Origin of the sequence: Nocardioides caldifontis (genome assembly GCF_008087345.1) — a bacterium.
In the GTDB taxonomy this organism is placed as follows: domain Bacteria; phylum Actinomycetota; class Actinomycetes; order Propionibacteriales; family Nocardioidaceae; genus Marmoricola_A; species Marmoricola_A caldifontis.
This window is the reverse complement of the sequence record NZ_VHIB01000011.1, coordinates 77530-90567: the sequence shown is the minus strand read 5'-3', so window position 1 is coordinate 90567 and position 13038 is coordinate 77530. Positions and strand designations below refer to the sequence as shown.

16 protein-coding genes are annotated in these 13038 nt (G+C 72.6%); 10 read left to right on the top strand and 6 right to left on the bottom strand.

Going from position 1 to position 13038, the window contains the following annotated elements; translation table 11 throughout:
• Nucleotides 1–38: 38 nt before the first annotated feature.
• Both FIP57_RS17610 and FIP57_RS17605 read left to right on the top strand, forming a co-directional pair.
• Entirely contained in the window at nucleotides 39–644 is a 606-nt protein-coding gene (locus tag FIP57_RS17610) for a hypothetical protein (RefSeq protein ID WP_238993565.1), read from the top strand.
• A gap of 208 nt (nucleotides 645–852) precedes the next feature.
• Complete coding sequence (locus FIP57_RS17605; protein ID WP_148574850.1) at nucleotides 853–1056, top strand: cold-shock protein; 204 nt, start codon at nucleotides 853–855, stop codon at nucleotides 1054–1056.
• 75 nt (nucleotides 1057–1131) lie between these two features.
• Here FIP57_RS17605 and FIP57_RS17600 read toward each other — a convergent pair whose 3' ends face one another.
• From FIP57_RS17600 to FIP57_RS17580, 6 genes are all read right to left on the bottom strand, one after another.
• A complete protein-coding gene (locus FIP57_RS17600; protein ID WP_238993564.1) occupies nucleotides 1132–2607 on the bottom strand; it encodes a DNA polymerase domain-containing protein in 1476 nt (491 codons plus the stop codon).
• A gap of 65 nt (nucleotides 2608–2672) precedes the next feature.
• On the bottom strand, nucleotides 2673–4109 hold the full coding sequence (locus tag FIP57_RS17595; protein ID WP_148574848.1) for a M1 family aminopeptidase: 1437 nt from the start codon (nucleotides 4107–4109) through the stop codon (nucleotides 2673–2675).
• Nucleotides 4075–4764, bottom strand: coding sequence for a gluzincin family metallopeptidase (locus FIP57_RS17590; RefSeq protein ID WP_148574847.1), 690 nt, complete (start codon nucleotides 4762–4764; stop codon nucleotides 4075–4077). Before FIP57_RS17590 ends, FIP57_RS17595 begins: the two co-directional genes overlap by 35 nt.
• A 146-nt stretch (nucleotides 4765–4910) precedes the next feature.
• On the bottom strand, nucleotides 4911–5150 hold the full coding sequence (locus FIP57_RS24150) for a hypothetical protein (RefSeq protein ID WP_238993563.1): 240 nt from the start codon (nucleotides 5148–5150) through the stop codon (nucleotides 4911–4913).
• Nucleotides 5090–5398 carry a maleylpyruvate isomerase N-terminal domain-containing protein gene (locus FIP57_RS24455; protein WP_338039939.1) on the bottom strand — a complete coding sequence of 103 codons (309 nt, stop codon included), beginning with the start codon at nucleotides 5396–5398 and terminating at the stop codon, nucleotides 5090–5092. Before FIP57_RS24455 ends, FIP57_RS24150 begins: the two co-directional genes overlap by 61 nt.
• 8 nt (nucleotides 5399–5406) lie before the next feature.
• Nucleotides 5407–5958 (bottom strand): helix-turn-helix domain-containing protein, encoded by a 552-nt coding sequence (locus FIP57_RS17580; RefSeq protein ID WP_148574846.1) that lies wholly within the window; start codon nucleotides 5956–5958, stop codon nucleotides 5407–5409.
• Nucleotides 5959–6013: 55 nt separating this feature from the next.
• Here FIP57_RS17580 and FIP57_RS17575 point away from each other — a divergent pair, with 55 nt between their 5' ends.
• From FIP57_RS17575 to argF, 8 genes are all read left to right on the top strand, one after another.
• Nucleotides 6014–6379 carry a hypothetical protein gene (locus tag FIP57_RS17575; RefSeq protein WP_148574845.1) on the top strand — a complete coding sequence of 122 codons (366 nt, stop codon included), beginning with the start codon at nucleotides 6014–6016 and terminating at the stop codon, nucleotides 6377–6379.
• On the top strand, nucleotides 6376–7278 hold the full coding sequence (locus FIP57_RS17570; RefSeq protein WP_148574844.1) for an alpha/beta hydrolase: 903 nt from the start codon (nucleotides 6376–6378) through the stop codon (nucleotides 7276–7278). The genes FIP57_RS17575 and FIP57_RS17570 overlap by 4 nt, the downstream gene beginning before the upstream one ends.
• 43 nt (nucleotides 7279–7321) lie before the next feature.
• Nucleotides 7322–8353, top strand: coding sequence for an N-acetyl-gamma-glutamyl-phosphate reductase (gene argC, locus FIP57_RS17565; protein WP_148574843.1), 1032 nt, complete (start codon nucleotides 7322–7324; stop codon nucleotides 8351–8353).
• On the top strand, nucleotides 8350–8760 hold the full coding sequence (locus FIP57_RS17560) for an ACT domain-containing protein (protein WP_162529853.1): 411 nt from the start codon (nucleotides 8350–8352) through the stop codon (nucleotides 8758–8760). Before argC ends, FIP57_RS17560 begins: the two co-directional genes overlap by 4 nt.
• Nucleotides 8757–9908, top strand: a complete 1152-nt coding sequence (gene argJ / locus FIP57_RS17555) for a bifunctional glutamate N-acetyltransferase/amino-acid acetyltransferase ArgJ (RefSeq protein WP_148574841.1) — start codon at nucleotides 8757–8759, stop codon at nucleotides 9906–9908. The genes FIP57_RS17560 and argJ overlap by 4 nt, the downstream gene beginning before the upstream one ends.
• A 140-nt stretch (nucleotides 9909–10048) precedes the next feature.
• Complete coding sequence (argB, locus tag FIP57_RS17550; protein WP_148574995.1) at nucleotides 10049–10924, top strand: acetylglutamate kinase; 876 nt, start codon at nucleotides 10049–10051, stop codon at nucleotides 10922–10924.
• 32 nt (nucleotides 10925–10956) lie between these two features.
• The gene (locus FIP57_RS17545; RefSeq protein WP_203231339.1) at nucleotides 10957–12096 is read left to right on the top strand and encodes an acetylornithine transaminase; all 1140 of its coding nucleotides are present in this window, start codon (nucleotides 10957–10959) and stop codon (nucleotides 12094–12096) included.
• On the top strand, nucleotides 12093–13037 hold the full coding sequence (gene argF, locus FIP57_RS17540) for an ornithine carbamoyltransferase (RefSeq protein WP_148574839.1): 945 nt from the start codon (nucleotides 12093–12095) through the stop codon (nucleotides 13035–13037). The genes FIP57_RS17545 and argF overlap by 4 nt, the downstream gene beginning before the upstream one ends.
• Nucleotide 13038: the final 1 nt, after the last annotated feature.

Below are 13038 nucleotides of genomic sequence, written 5' to 3'. Positions count from 1 at the left end.
CAGTTCTGCACCGGATGAGGGTGGGTACGGTCCGGGTCGTGACGCGACGCCGACGGTTCGAGGGGCAGATCGTCGGGGTCGGTACGACGTCGGGGGTGCGGCTCGTCGTCGGCCACTGGGAGCGTTCGCCGCTGGGGTCGTTCTCCGACGTCATGGTGGAGCGCGCCGACGGCCACCGGATCCTGCTGGCGCCGTCCGAGGAGGTGGCCGGGTTCGTCGCGTCGACGTACACCTTCGACGAGGTGCGCATCGAACCGCTCACCGTCGACCGCACCGGCCGGACGTGGTGCGTCAGGTCCCCGTCGCTGCGGCTCGAGGTCGAGTCCGGTGACCGCACGCCGCTCGGGTGGCTGCTGCGGCTCGTCCCGCGACGGGTCGCGACCAGCACGGCGTGGTCGACCCTGACCGACCCCGTGGCCCGGCTGCTGCTGCGCGGCGTACGGACGAAGGGGTCGGCGGGGCAGGGGAGGCGGGAGTACTACGGCGCGACCGACGCCCACCGCGTGACCGCCGCCGGCGGACGGCTGGAGGGGCAGGAGCTCGGGTCGCTGGCGCCGGTGGACCCGCCGTGCCGGTTCGGGTTCTCGTCGACCCCGCGCCGCCCGCAGGTGACCGAGGTGACGACGACGGTGGTGACGTCCTGAGCGCGGCGCCCACGGGGCTTGCCGTCCTCTGCTAACGTCGACCATGTTGAAGGGGTCTTGTGTTGCCCCTCGGCGGCCTCCGGGCCGTCGGCTCATTCGCAGGTACTTGGTCTTCGGTCAGCTGGACATCAGGCGCAGTGCAGATGTTTTCAGCTCCGTGGCGGGCAAAGGTTGTCCGCCACGTCGAGAGATCGAAGAGGTACACCAGATGGCTCACGGCACCGTGAAGTGGTTCAACGACGACAAGGGCTTCGGCTTCATCGCCCAGGACGACGGTGGCTCCGACGTGTTCGTCCACCACACGGCGATCGCCGGCACCGGCTTCAAGTCGCTCCGCGAGGACCAGCGCGTGGAGTTCGAGGTCGCCCAGGGCCCCAAGGGGCTGCAGGCGGAGAACGTCCGCGGCCAGTAAGGCCCGGCAGCGCACCACCGCCGACGGCGGCCACGATCACGCATCGTGGCCGCCGTCGGCGCGTCCGGGTGTCTCTCAGCCGAGCGTCGGCAGCCTCTGCGAGGTCGTGAGCGCACCACGGAACAGGTCTCCGCGCTCGCGGATCCGCTCGAGGACCGTGCGGATCGTGAAACCGTCGGGCCGAAGGGCCGGGTCGTCGAGCTCGTCCCACGAGATCGGAGCCGACACCGGGGCGCCGGGTGCGGCCCGCGGGCTGTAGGGCGCCACCAGCGTCCGGTTGATCGCGTTCTGCGTGTAGTCGAGCCGGGCCTTCCCGCCGCGCGCCTTCACCTCCCACTTCCAGCTCACCAGCTCCGGGACGACGGCGCCGACCGTCTTCGACAGCGTCTCGACCCAGCCGCGGGTCTCGTCGAACGTCGGCCCGCGCCGCACCGGGATCCAGATCTGCAGCCCGCGGCGTCCGGTGACCTTCGGGAACCCCTCGACCCCGACGTGCTCCAGGGCCGTGCGGTGCAGCCGGGCGAGCACCAGCACGTCGCCCCAGCTCGTGCGCTCACCGGGGTCGAGGTCGACGAGTGCGTACGTCGGCTGGTGCGGGCGGTCCGTCCGGGAGGTCCAGGGGTGCCACTCCAGGGCGCCGAACTGGGACACCCACACCAAGGCCGCCGCCTCGTCGACGACCGCGTAGGTCGAGGTCTCGCCCTCGTCGGCCTCCGGGTTGCCCCACGAGCCCACGAAGGGCGGTGCGTGGACGGGCCGCTGCTTGTGCCAGAACCCCTTGGTCTGCGCGCCGTTCGGGTGGCGGCGGAGGTTGAGCGCCCGGCCCGCGAGGTAGGGCACGGCCGTGGGCGAGACCGCCGCGGTGTAGCGCAGCAGCTCGCGCTTGGTGACCGGTGGCTCGCCGTCGCGTCCCGGGAAGAGCTCCTTGTCGAGGTTGGTGACCTTGAGCTCGCGCCCGAACAGGTGCCAGGTGCCCTGTCGGCCCAGCTCGTCGAGCGCAGCGAGCGCTTCTTCCACCTCCTGCTCGCGCGGCGCGACGACCACCTCGGCGCTGGCGGCCTCGGCACCGGAGAGCCACACGTGGTCGGCGTCGGCGGCGACCTCGTCGTTGGTCCGTCCGGTCAGCACCGAGCGCGGATGGTCGTGCGGCTCCCACCCCTCGACGGCGTCCTCGTCGCGCTTGTGCACCAGCAGCCACTGCTCGCGGTCACCCTTCTCGCCGCGGCGGACCAACGCGAACCGGCCGCGCAGCTTCTCCCCGCTGAGCTCGACGTGCAGGTCGCCGGCTTCGACAGCGGTCCGGGCGTCGTCGCCGCGCCGCAGCTTCCACGTCCCGGTGTCCCACACCGTCACGTCCCCGGCGCCGTAGGAGCCCTTCGGGATCACCCCTTCGAAGTGGAAGTACTCGATCGGGTGGTCCTCCACGTGGAAGGCCGTGCGCCGCTTCGTCGGGTCGAGGGTCGGCCCCTTCGGCACCGCCCAGCTGACCAGCACCCCGTCGACCTCGAGGCGGAGGTCGAAGTGGGTGCTGCTCGCGCGGTGCAGCTGCACCACGAAACGTGGTTCGTCCGGCACTCCCGGTCCCTACCCGGGACGCGGGCGCTCACGCAGCGGGGTCACCGGAGCAGCCGTCCGAGCAAGGGCGGCGGTTCGCTGTCCACCGTCGCGCCCGGCAGTCCGGGGACCGCCGGGCGGCCAGGCGTGAACAACCACCGCTCGAACAGGCGGTCCAGCTGGCGGCCGGAGATCTGCTCGGCCATGGCCACGAACCGGCTCGTGGTCACCACGTCGTGGCGGTTCTGCCGTGCCCAACGGCGGAGGAGCCGGAAGAAGTCGTCGTTCCCGATGCGGTTCCGCAGGACCTGGAGGGTCATCGCCCCGCGGTAGTAGACCGCGACGTCGAGCAGGGCGTCCGGACCGGGATCCCCGATCGTGACGTCCCAGAACGGGGAGTCGGCGGGGATGCCCGCGTAGTAGCCCTCGAAGAGCTGCCGCGGGGTCTCCCGACCTTCTCTCGCGCTCCACAACCACTCGGCGTAGGTGGCGAACCCCTCGTTGAGCCAGATGTGTCGCCACCGACGGACCGTGAGGCTGTCGCCGTACCACTGGTGTGCGAGCTCGTGGACCACGACGGCGTCACCGTTGACGCGGTCGGTGAAGAAGTCGGAGGCGTAGACCGGTCGCGTCTGGGTCTCGAGCGCGAAGCCGAGCCGGGCGTCGTCGACGATCGCGCCCGACTGACCGAAGGGGTACGGCCCGAACCGGCGGGAGAGGAACCGCAGGATCTCCGGCTGCCGCCGCAGCGACCCGAGCGCGATCTCACCGAACGTCGGTGGCTGGCGATGCCGGTCCCCGATGGCCCAGGAGCGGTCCGTGGTCGGCGAGCCCTTGGGTGGTTGACGCAGCTCCCATCCGTCCCATCGGTCGCCGTCGCGCTCGAAGGAGGTGGTGCCGCGGCCACGCGGACCGGTGACGTCGTCGACGTACGCGCCGGGGAAGTCGAACACGTCGTCGGTGACGTAGCTGAGGGAGACGAGCACCCGCCTGCCGGCGTACCGGTCGAGGTCGATCGACCACTTCTGGTAGCCGCGGCCACGGCCCGTCGCCGCGTGCCACTCACCGGTGGACCCGGAGGCGGTGCAGGTGCCGTCCCCTCGGTCCGTCTGGTAGCGGGCGAGGAACGGGTGGAGGCCGAGCACGCCGGGGCAGGCGGGCGCGGTCTCGCGGCGGGTGTGGCCCCTCTGGTCCGGCAACGTCGTCCAGCGGCGGGAGCCGACCGGGCGTGCCTCGACGAAGAACCAGTCCCAGCCGGGCTCCAGGTCGCGGTTGAGCCAGAAGGACAGGTTCCCACCGCGCGCCGGGACCGCGATCACCCGCGCGAGCCGGCGGTACGCCGAGGTCGCCTTCTGCGACACCAGCATGTTCCGGCCCGACCGTGGGCGGACGTGCCGGAGCAGGGCCGGGTCGACGGCGTCGTGGAACGCGATGCCGTTCCGCCGGTACCTCCGCATCTCCCACTCACCGATCCCCAGCGTCGCGAGGTACGGCGCCATGGGAGTGCGTGCCTCCCAGTGCCACGTCGTCCAGCGTCCCTGCGTGCGGCGGCCCACCAGAGCCCCGTTCGCCACGACCTCGCCAGCCCCGCGGCACCCGGACGCGGAACGAGAAGCTCGCCCGGTCGCTCGGGTGGTCGTTGGCGGGGAACCAGGTCGTGGCCGATTCGGGCTGTCCGATCACGAGCGCGCCGTCTTTCGTGGCGAGGAACCCGGGCCCCGAGGGGAGGGGGCTCGGCGTGCCCGCGTAGCGGACGACCGTCGTGAACCGCTCGCCGTCCCGCACCCGTCGGGCGGGGACGACGACGAGCTCGTCGCCGTTGCGGGTGTACGACGCCCGGCGGCCGTCGACACGGATCGTCCTCACGTGCAGCCGGTGGAGGTCGAGGTGGAAGCTGCTGAGCGGCTGGGTGGCGCGCGCCTCGATCCGCGCGGATCCCGACAACCGGTCGGTACGGGGCACGTAGCGGAGCCGGAGCCCATAGTGCCGGACGTCGTACCCGCCGTTGCCGGCAGTGGGGAAGTAGGGGTCGCCGATCCCGGGGGCCCCCGGTCGGGAGGCCGCGACCGAGGCGCCCAGGACCGGGCCGGGGACGGCGAGTCCGAGGGTCAGCACGCCGGCGAGGAAGAAGGTCTGCAGGAAGCGTCGGTCCATGACGGCTCCGATCCGAGAGGTGATGAGCACGTTTCGCCGCGTGCTGCACCCCGGCAAGGGGCTGAGGGCCCGGGACCCCCGTCAGTGGATCGGCTGCGCGAGCACCGCGACGAGCCGGTCGAAGGCGGCCCGGTCGCCCTCGACCCTCAGGGCATCGGCGTCACCCCGGTGCCACAACCAGGCGTCGAGGTCGCCGGCTCGAAGGAGCCCCAGGGCGGGCAGCCGCCGAACATGACGTCGAGGGCCTCGTCCACGCCGTCCGAGGCGAGCGTGGGGTCGAGCGCGGTCACCGTGCCGGCGGTCAGCTCCGCGTCGAGCCGGTGGATCAGCGCCTCGTGCGCCTGCCTCCGGCGGATGTAGCCGACGGTCCTGTCCTCGGCCCACATGTAGACGCCCGTCGCAGAATCGGCCTCGGACAACGCCCGTAGCAGCCGTGACGCCGCTCCTCGACGATCGAACCCCAGAACCACTGCACACCGGTGAGGTGCCAGAGCGGGTCGGCGGCTTCCCAGCCGGGGCAGGACGGCACCCGGGCATCGGGATCGGCGTCGCGGAGGACGGAGAGGAACCGTGCGGACTCGCGCTCGAGCGCGGCCAGGAAGCCGGGGTGGTGGGGGCGGTCCCGCGGAGTCATGAGGAGGGTCAACCAGAGCCTTCCGACGGTCCGCGGTCCTCGGCAGGAACCAGCACGGTCGCGAGCAGCCGACGCCGCCGTCCCGGGGCCGGGCGGTTCGCCGCGCGGGCCAGCACGACCGCCCGCAGCTCCTCCAGCAGCTCGTGGGTCTCCTCGTCGGTCAGGTGCAGCGCGGTCTGCCGGTAGCCGACGAGGTCGCGTCCGAGGTCGAGGTCGTCGCCGTCGAGGTAGCGGTCGAAGGAGCCGAGCAGCCCGGCCACGAAGGTCGAGAACGCGTGCCGGTGGTCCTCCCTCGTCATGGTGCGGGCGCTCTCCGCGTCCACGTGCGCCCGGCTCACGTGGAGCACCAGGGTCCGCTCCACGGCGCCGCGCACACGGCGTTCGTCGACGACCTCGAGCACGCCGCCGTCGAGCAGCGCGCTGACGTGGCGGTACAACGTGGCGACCGGAACGTCGTCGAGCTCCAGCCGGAGCGCGCCCGTGGTGAGCGACTCGCGTCCGAGGAAGGCCTGGACGATCCGCATCCGGACGGGGTGGAGGAGGAGCTCCGGGGCTGGCATGGGAGCCAGTATTCGCGGGTTTGACTTTGTTATCAAGAGTGAGAACAATAGCCGCATGGCTCACGTCGACCTCACCTCCGAAGCCCTCACCGTCCGGCTCTCGCTCGGCGAGAAGGTGGCCGGCCTCCTCCGCGACCTCGTCGTCCCGCTGGGCGCCGTCACGTCGGTGACCGTGGAGGACGACGGGATCAAGGCGGTGCGCGGGTTGCGCGCACCGGGGCTCGCCCTGCCTGGCCGGACGAAGATCGGGACCTGGCGGCGGCGGGGCGGCCCCGCCATGGTCGTGGTCCGGGCCGGGGTGCCGACGCTGCGCGTCGGGCTCGAAGGGCAGCGGTACGCCGAGCTCCTGGTCAGCCACGCCGACGCTCATGAGCTGGCGGCCCGGCTGAGCCGCAGCTCGGCTGCCCCCCGCCTGCAGTGAGCACCGTCGAGGTCGCCTTCCGGCAGGGGAGCCAGCTCCTGGCCGGCACCGTGCTCGAGCCGGCCGACGCCGTCGGCGCCGCGCTCGTGCTCCCCGGTTCGGGACCCGTCGACCGGAACTCCGACCACCGCAGGATGCGGCTCGGCGTCACGCGCCAGCTGGCCGAGGCCTTTCATGACGCGGGGATCACCACGCTCCGTTTCGACAAGCGGGGCGTGGGCGGTAGTCCGGGCGACTGGCGCAGTGCGGGCCTCGTGGACAACGTGGACGACGCGGAGGCAGCGCTCGACCACCTCGCGGCGGCGGTGGGCTCCGGGCTGCCGCTGTTCGTCGTCGGGCACAGCGAGGGGGCCGTGCTCGCGACCGCGCTGGCCGCCCGCCGCCCCGAGCTCGCCGGGCTGGTCCTGCTGGCCGGCTCCGCGCGGAACGGCGAGGAGGTGCTCCGCTGGCAGGCCGAGCAGCTGCTGCCGATGATGCCGGCCCCGCTCCGCGCCGTCATGCGCCTCCTGCGCGTCGATCCGGCCGAGCGCATCGCGAAGAACCGGGAGCGGTTGAAGGGCTCCACGGGTGACGTGGTCCGGGTCGACCTGGTGCGCCACAACGCGCGGTGGTTCCGTGAGTTCATGGCCTACGAGCCCGCCGAGGCTCTCCGTCGCACGCGCGTCCCGGTGCTCGCGGTCAGCGGGGGCAAGGACCTCCAGGTGCCGCCCGACGAGCTCCTCCTGGTCGAGGAAGCAGCTGCGGGTCCGGTCACCACGAGGCTCGTCCCCGACCTCACCCACACGCTCCGGCGCCAGCCGCGGAAGGCTGACCTGCGCCACTACCGTCGTGAGGCCACGCAACCCGTCGATCGAGAGCTGCTCGAGCTCGTGACCTCGTGGGTGCGCGACCGAACCTGACCCTGATCTGCACGACCATGCACGGTGATGTATGGTCATGCACATGGGTCACACCGTCGCGGTCGCCGGAGCCAGTGGCTACGCAGGCGGCGAGCTCCTGCGCCTGCTGCTCGCGCACCCCCAGGTCGAGGTCGGCGCCCTGACCGCCGGCGCCAACGCGGGCCAGCGGCTCGGCACGCTCCAGCCCCACCTGCTGCCCCTCGCCGACCGCGTCCTCGAGGAGACGAGCGCCGGGATGCTCGGCGGCCACGACGTGGTGTTCCTCGCGCTGCCGCACGGCCAGTCAGGAGCCGTCGCCGAGCAGCTCGGCGACGAGAGCCTGGTCGTCGACTGCGGTGCCGACTTCCGGCTCACCGACGCGTCGCAGTGGGAGCAGTTCTACGGCAGCCCGCACGCCGGGTCCTGGCCCTACGGCCTCCCGGAGCTCCCGGGCGCCCGTGACGCCCTCCGCGGCACGCGTCGCGTCGCCGTCCCCGGCTGCTACCCGACGGTCTCGACGCTCGCGATGGCCCCGGCGGTCGCCGCCGGTCTCGTCGACCCCTCCGGGGTGGTGGTGGTGGCGGCGAGCGGCACGAGCGGTGCCGGCAAGGCCGTCAAGCCCCACCTGCTCGGCAGCGAGGTGATGGGGAACGCCAGTGCGTACGGCGTCGGCGGGGTCCACCGGCACACGCCGGAGATCGTGCAGAACCTCAGCGCCGTCTCCGCCGACGACCGCGAGGTACGGGTCAGCTTCACGCCCGTGCTGGTCCCGATGAGCCGGGGGATCCTCGCCACCTGCAGCGCACCGACCACGGTGACGGCCGGCGAGGCGCGCGAGGCGTACGCCGCCGCCTATGCCGACGAGCCGTTCGTCCACCTGCTCCCGGAAGGCAGCTGGCCCCAGACCCAGTCGGTCCTCGGCTCCAACTCCGTGCACCTCCAGGTCGCCGTCGACGAGGCCGCGGGCCGGCTCGTGGTCGTCGGTGCCGTCGACAACCTCGCCAAGGGAACCGCCGGCGCCGCGGTGCAGTGCATGAACATCGCCCTCGGTCTCCCCGAGACGACCGGGCTCACCACCGTGGGGCTCGCCCCGTGAGCCGGGTCCTGCTCCGGTACGACGAGCCGCTGACCGTCGTACGTCTCGGCCCGGGGGCCGACGTCCCCGACTGGGCGAGCTCGGGAACCCTGCTCTCGGTCACCGCGACGGCTGCCGAGACCTCGGTGGTCTGCGGCGCTGCCGGCGTGCCCCGCAAGGCGAAGGCCCACGGCCCGTGGACGGCGTTCGCCGTCGAGGGACCGCTCGACCTGGCGCTGACAGGCGTGCTGCACGAGCTGCTGGCGCCGCTGGCGGAGGCTGCGATCCCGGTGTTCACGGTGGCGACGTTCGACACCGACTGGATCCTCGTGCCCGCCGGCGACGCCGATCGGGCGGCGGAGGAGTGGCGACGACGAGGGACCGAGATCCGTTCCGCCGCCACGATCGAGTCAGAAGGACAAGAATGAGCGTCACCCACCCACAGGGCTTCCGGGGAGCCGGCGTCGTCGCCGGACTCAAGAGCTCCGGTTCGCCGGATCTCGCGCTGGTCGTCAACGACGGCCCCCGCCACGACTCCGCCACGCTGTTCACCGCCAACCGCTGCAAGGCCAACCCCGTGCTCTGGAGCGAGCAGGCCGTCAAGGACGGTGTCGTCCGGGCCGTCGTGCTGAACTCCGGGGGCGCCAACTGCTACACGGGCCCCGAGGGGTTCGCCACCACCCACGCGGTCGCCGAGCGGGTGGCCGACCGGCTGGGCATCGGCGCGATCGACGTCGTCGTCTGCTCCACCGGGCTCATCGGGCTGGTGAGCTCCCGTGAGGCCCTCCTCGGCGGTGTCGACGCCGCAGCGGCGGCGCTCAGCACCGACGGGGGCGAGGACGCCGCCCGCGCGATCATGACGACGGACACCGTGACGAAGCAGGTGATCGTCGACGGCGGGGGCTGGTCGATCGGAGGCATGGCGAAGGGCGCCGGGATGCTCGCGCCGCAGCTCGCCACCATGCTGGTCGTCCTCACCACCGACGCCGTGGTCTCCTCCGACGTCCTGGACACCGCGCTCCGGTCCGCGACCCGGCGCACCTTCGACCGGCTCGACTCCGACGGGTGCATGTCCACCAACGACACCGTGAGCCTCCTGGCGAGCGGCGCCAGCGGCATCACGCCCAGCCCGGCGGACTTCACCGAGGCGCTCACCCAGGCCTGCTCCGACCTCGCGATGCAGCTGCTCGCCGACGCCGAGGGCGCCGACCACGAGATCACGATCACCGTCGTCGGCGCGGCCACCGAGGACGAGGCCGTCGAGGTGGGGCGCAGCGTCGCGCGCAGCAACCTCTTCAAGGCCGCCGTCTTCGGCAAGGACCCCAACTGGGGGCGGGTGCTCGCCAGCGTGGGCACGACCAAGGCACAGTTCGACCCGGCTGACCTCGACGTGGCGATGAACGGCGTGTGGGTCTGCCGCGGGTCCGCGCCGCACGAGCCGGCGGACAAGGTGGACCTCTCGCCGCGCGAGGTCAGCGTCACCATTGACCTCAAGGCCGGCACCGAACGGGCCACGGTCTGGACCAACGACCTCACGCACGCCTACGTGCACGAGAACTCCGCCTACAGCAGCTGAGCCAGGGGAGACCAGTGACCGAACCAGTGACCTCCCCCGTGGAGCCCGCAGCGGACGGGACCGCGCCGAGCGACGTCGACGCCCGCTGGCGCCAGGCCACCGACAAGGCCGCGATCCTCGCCGACGCGCTGCCGTGGCTGATGAGGTACCACGGCCGCATCATCGTGGTGAAGTACGGCGGCAACGCGATGACCGACGACAACCTGAAGCGTGCCTTCGCGCAGGACATCGCGTTCCTGCGCTACGCAGGGTTCAAGCCGGTGGTCGTCCACGGCGGCGGCCCGCAGATCTCGCAGATGCTCGACCGGCTCGGGATCGAGTCGGAGTTCCGCGGCGGGCTCCGGGTCACCACCGAGGAGGCGATGGACGTCGTCCGGATGGTGCTCGTCGGCAAGGTGCAGCGCGAGCTCGTCGGGCTCATCAACGAGCACGGCCCCCTCGCCGTCGGGCTCTCGGGCGAGGACGCGGGGCTCTTCACCGCCACCCGCACGAACACCGTCGTCGACGGCGAGGAGGTGGACCTCGGGCTGGTCGGCGAGGTGACCGGCGTACGACCGGAGGCGGTGCTGGACCTCGTCGAGGCCGGCCGGGTCCCGGTCATCTCGTCGGTCGCGCCGGACGCCGACGGCGTCGCCCACAACGTCAACGCCGACACCGCGGCCGCCGCGCTCGCGGTCGCGCTCCAGGCGGAGAAGCTGCTGGTGCTCACCGACGTCGAGGGGCTCTACCGCGACTGGCCGGGCTCCGACGACGTCATCGGCGAGATCAGCCCGGAGGCGCTCGCCGAGCTGATGCCGACGCTGGCGAGCGGGATGGTGCCGAAGATGGGCGCCTGCTTGCACGCCGTGACCAGCGGCGTCCCGCGGGCCACCGTCATCGACGGGCGCGAGCCGCACGCGGTGCTCCTGGAGATCTTCACCGACGAGGGTGTCGGCACCCAGGTCCTGCCGGGGGTGCCGACCAAGATCCGCACGGCGCTCTACAGCACCAGCGGGAAGCCGGGGGCCGCGAAGTGAACGACCTGTCCAGCCGCTACCCGCACTCGCTCATGAACACCTTCGGAGCGCCCCGGCTCGCCCTGACCAGGGGGGAGGGGTGCTACGTCTGGGACGAGCACGGCAACCGCTACCTCGACCTGCTCGGGGGCATCGCGGTCAACGCGCTCGGCCACGGGCACCCGGCCCTGGTCGAGGCCGTGACCATGCAGCTGCGCACGCTGGGCCACGTGTCGAACTTCTTCGCCACCGAGCCGCAGGTGGCCCTCGCCGAGCGGCTCCTGGCGCTCCTCGGTCACCCCGGGAAGGTGTTCTTCACCAGCTCCGGGACCGAGGCCAACGAGGCGGCCCTCAAGCTGACCCGCAAGACCGGCCGCACCCACCTCGTGTCGACCTCGGACTCGTTCCACGGCCGCACGATGGGCGCGCTGGCCCTGACCAGCAAGGCTGCCTACCGCGAGCCGTTCGAACCGCTGCCCGGGCACGTCACCTTCGTCCCGTACGGCGACGCCGCCGCCCTTGCGGAGGCGGTGACCGACGAGACCGCCGCCGTGGTGCTCGAACCGCTCCAGGGTGAGGCCGGTGTCAACGTCCCGCCTGACGACTACCTGGCAGAGGCCCGCCGGGTCACCCAGGAGCGCGGCGCCCTGCTCTGGTTGGACGAGGTGCAGACCGGCATGGGCCGCACCGGGGCGTGGTTCGCGCACACGGCCAGCGGCGTGGTGCCCGACGTCGTGACCGTCGCCAAGGGGCTCGGCGGCGGCATCCCGGTCGGCGCCTGCATCGGCGTGGGGGCGGCCGGCGAGCTGCTGACCCCCGGCAACCACGGCACGACCTTCGGGGGCAACCCGGTCGCCGCCGCGGCCGCGCTCGCCGTGCTGCGGACGATCGAGCAGGACGGTCTCCTCGACCACGTGACGAAGGTGGGGGAGCGGCTCGTGCAGGGGCTCGCGCACCGCCACGTGGGCGAGGTCCGGGGGCGCGGGCTCCTGATCGGCCTCACGCTCACCGAGCCGCGCGCCAAGGCTGTCGCCGCCGCGGGGCTCGCCCGTGGCTTCATCCTCAACGACTGCACGCCCGACCGCATCCGGCTGGCCCCGCCGCTGGTGCTGACCGACGACCAGGCCGACGAGCTGCTGGCGGCATGGCCCGCCATCCTCGACGCCGCCTGGTCGGAAGGGGAGGACGCATGACCCGGCACTTCCTTCGCGACGACGACCTCAGCCCCTCGGAGCAGCACGAGGTCCTCGAGCTCGCCTCCCGGCTGAAGGCCGACCGCGGCCACAAGCAGCCCTTCGGCGGCGCGAAGGCCGTCGCGCTGATCTTCGACAAGCCCACGCTGCGCACCCAGGTGTCCTTCACCGCCGGTGTCGCCGAGCTGGGTGGCATGCCGATGGTGGTCGACGGCAAGCTCGCGCAGATCGGCACGCGCGAGTCCGTCGAGGACACCGCGCGGGTGCTCGGCCGGCAGGTCGCCGCCATCGTCTGGCGGACCTACGGCCAGGACCGCATCGAGACGATGGCCGGGCACGCCGGGGTGCCCGTCGTGAACGCCCTCACCGACGAGTTCCACCCCTGCCAGCTCCTCGCCGACCTGCTGACGGTGCGCGAGCATCGGGGGACCCTGGCCGGTCAGCGGCTGACCTTCCTCGGCGACGCCGCCTGCAACATGGCGCACTCCTACCTGCTGGCCGGCGCCACGGCAGGCATGCACGTCGTGGTGTCGGGGCCGGAGGGGTACCGCCCCGATCCCGCCGTCCTGGCCCGCGCCGAGGAGATCGCGGCGAGCACCGGCGGCTCCGCCCGTGTCGTCGAGGACCCGGTCGAGGCCGTCACGGGGGTCGACGTCGTGTCCACCGACACCTGGGTCTCCATGGGCAAGGAGGACGAGGCCGCGGAGCGCGAGGCACCCTTCCGCCCGTACTCCCTGGACAACGCCCTGCTGTCGCACGCAAAGGACGACGCGGTCGTCCTGCACTGCCTCCCCGCCTACCGCGGCAAGGAGATCGCCGCCGACGTCATCGACGGGCCGCAGAGCGTCGTCTTCGACGAGGCGGAGAACCGGCTGCACGCCCAGAAGGCGCTGCTCGCCTGGCTCCTCGAGCACCCGGAGAACCGGGGGGACCGACCGTGAG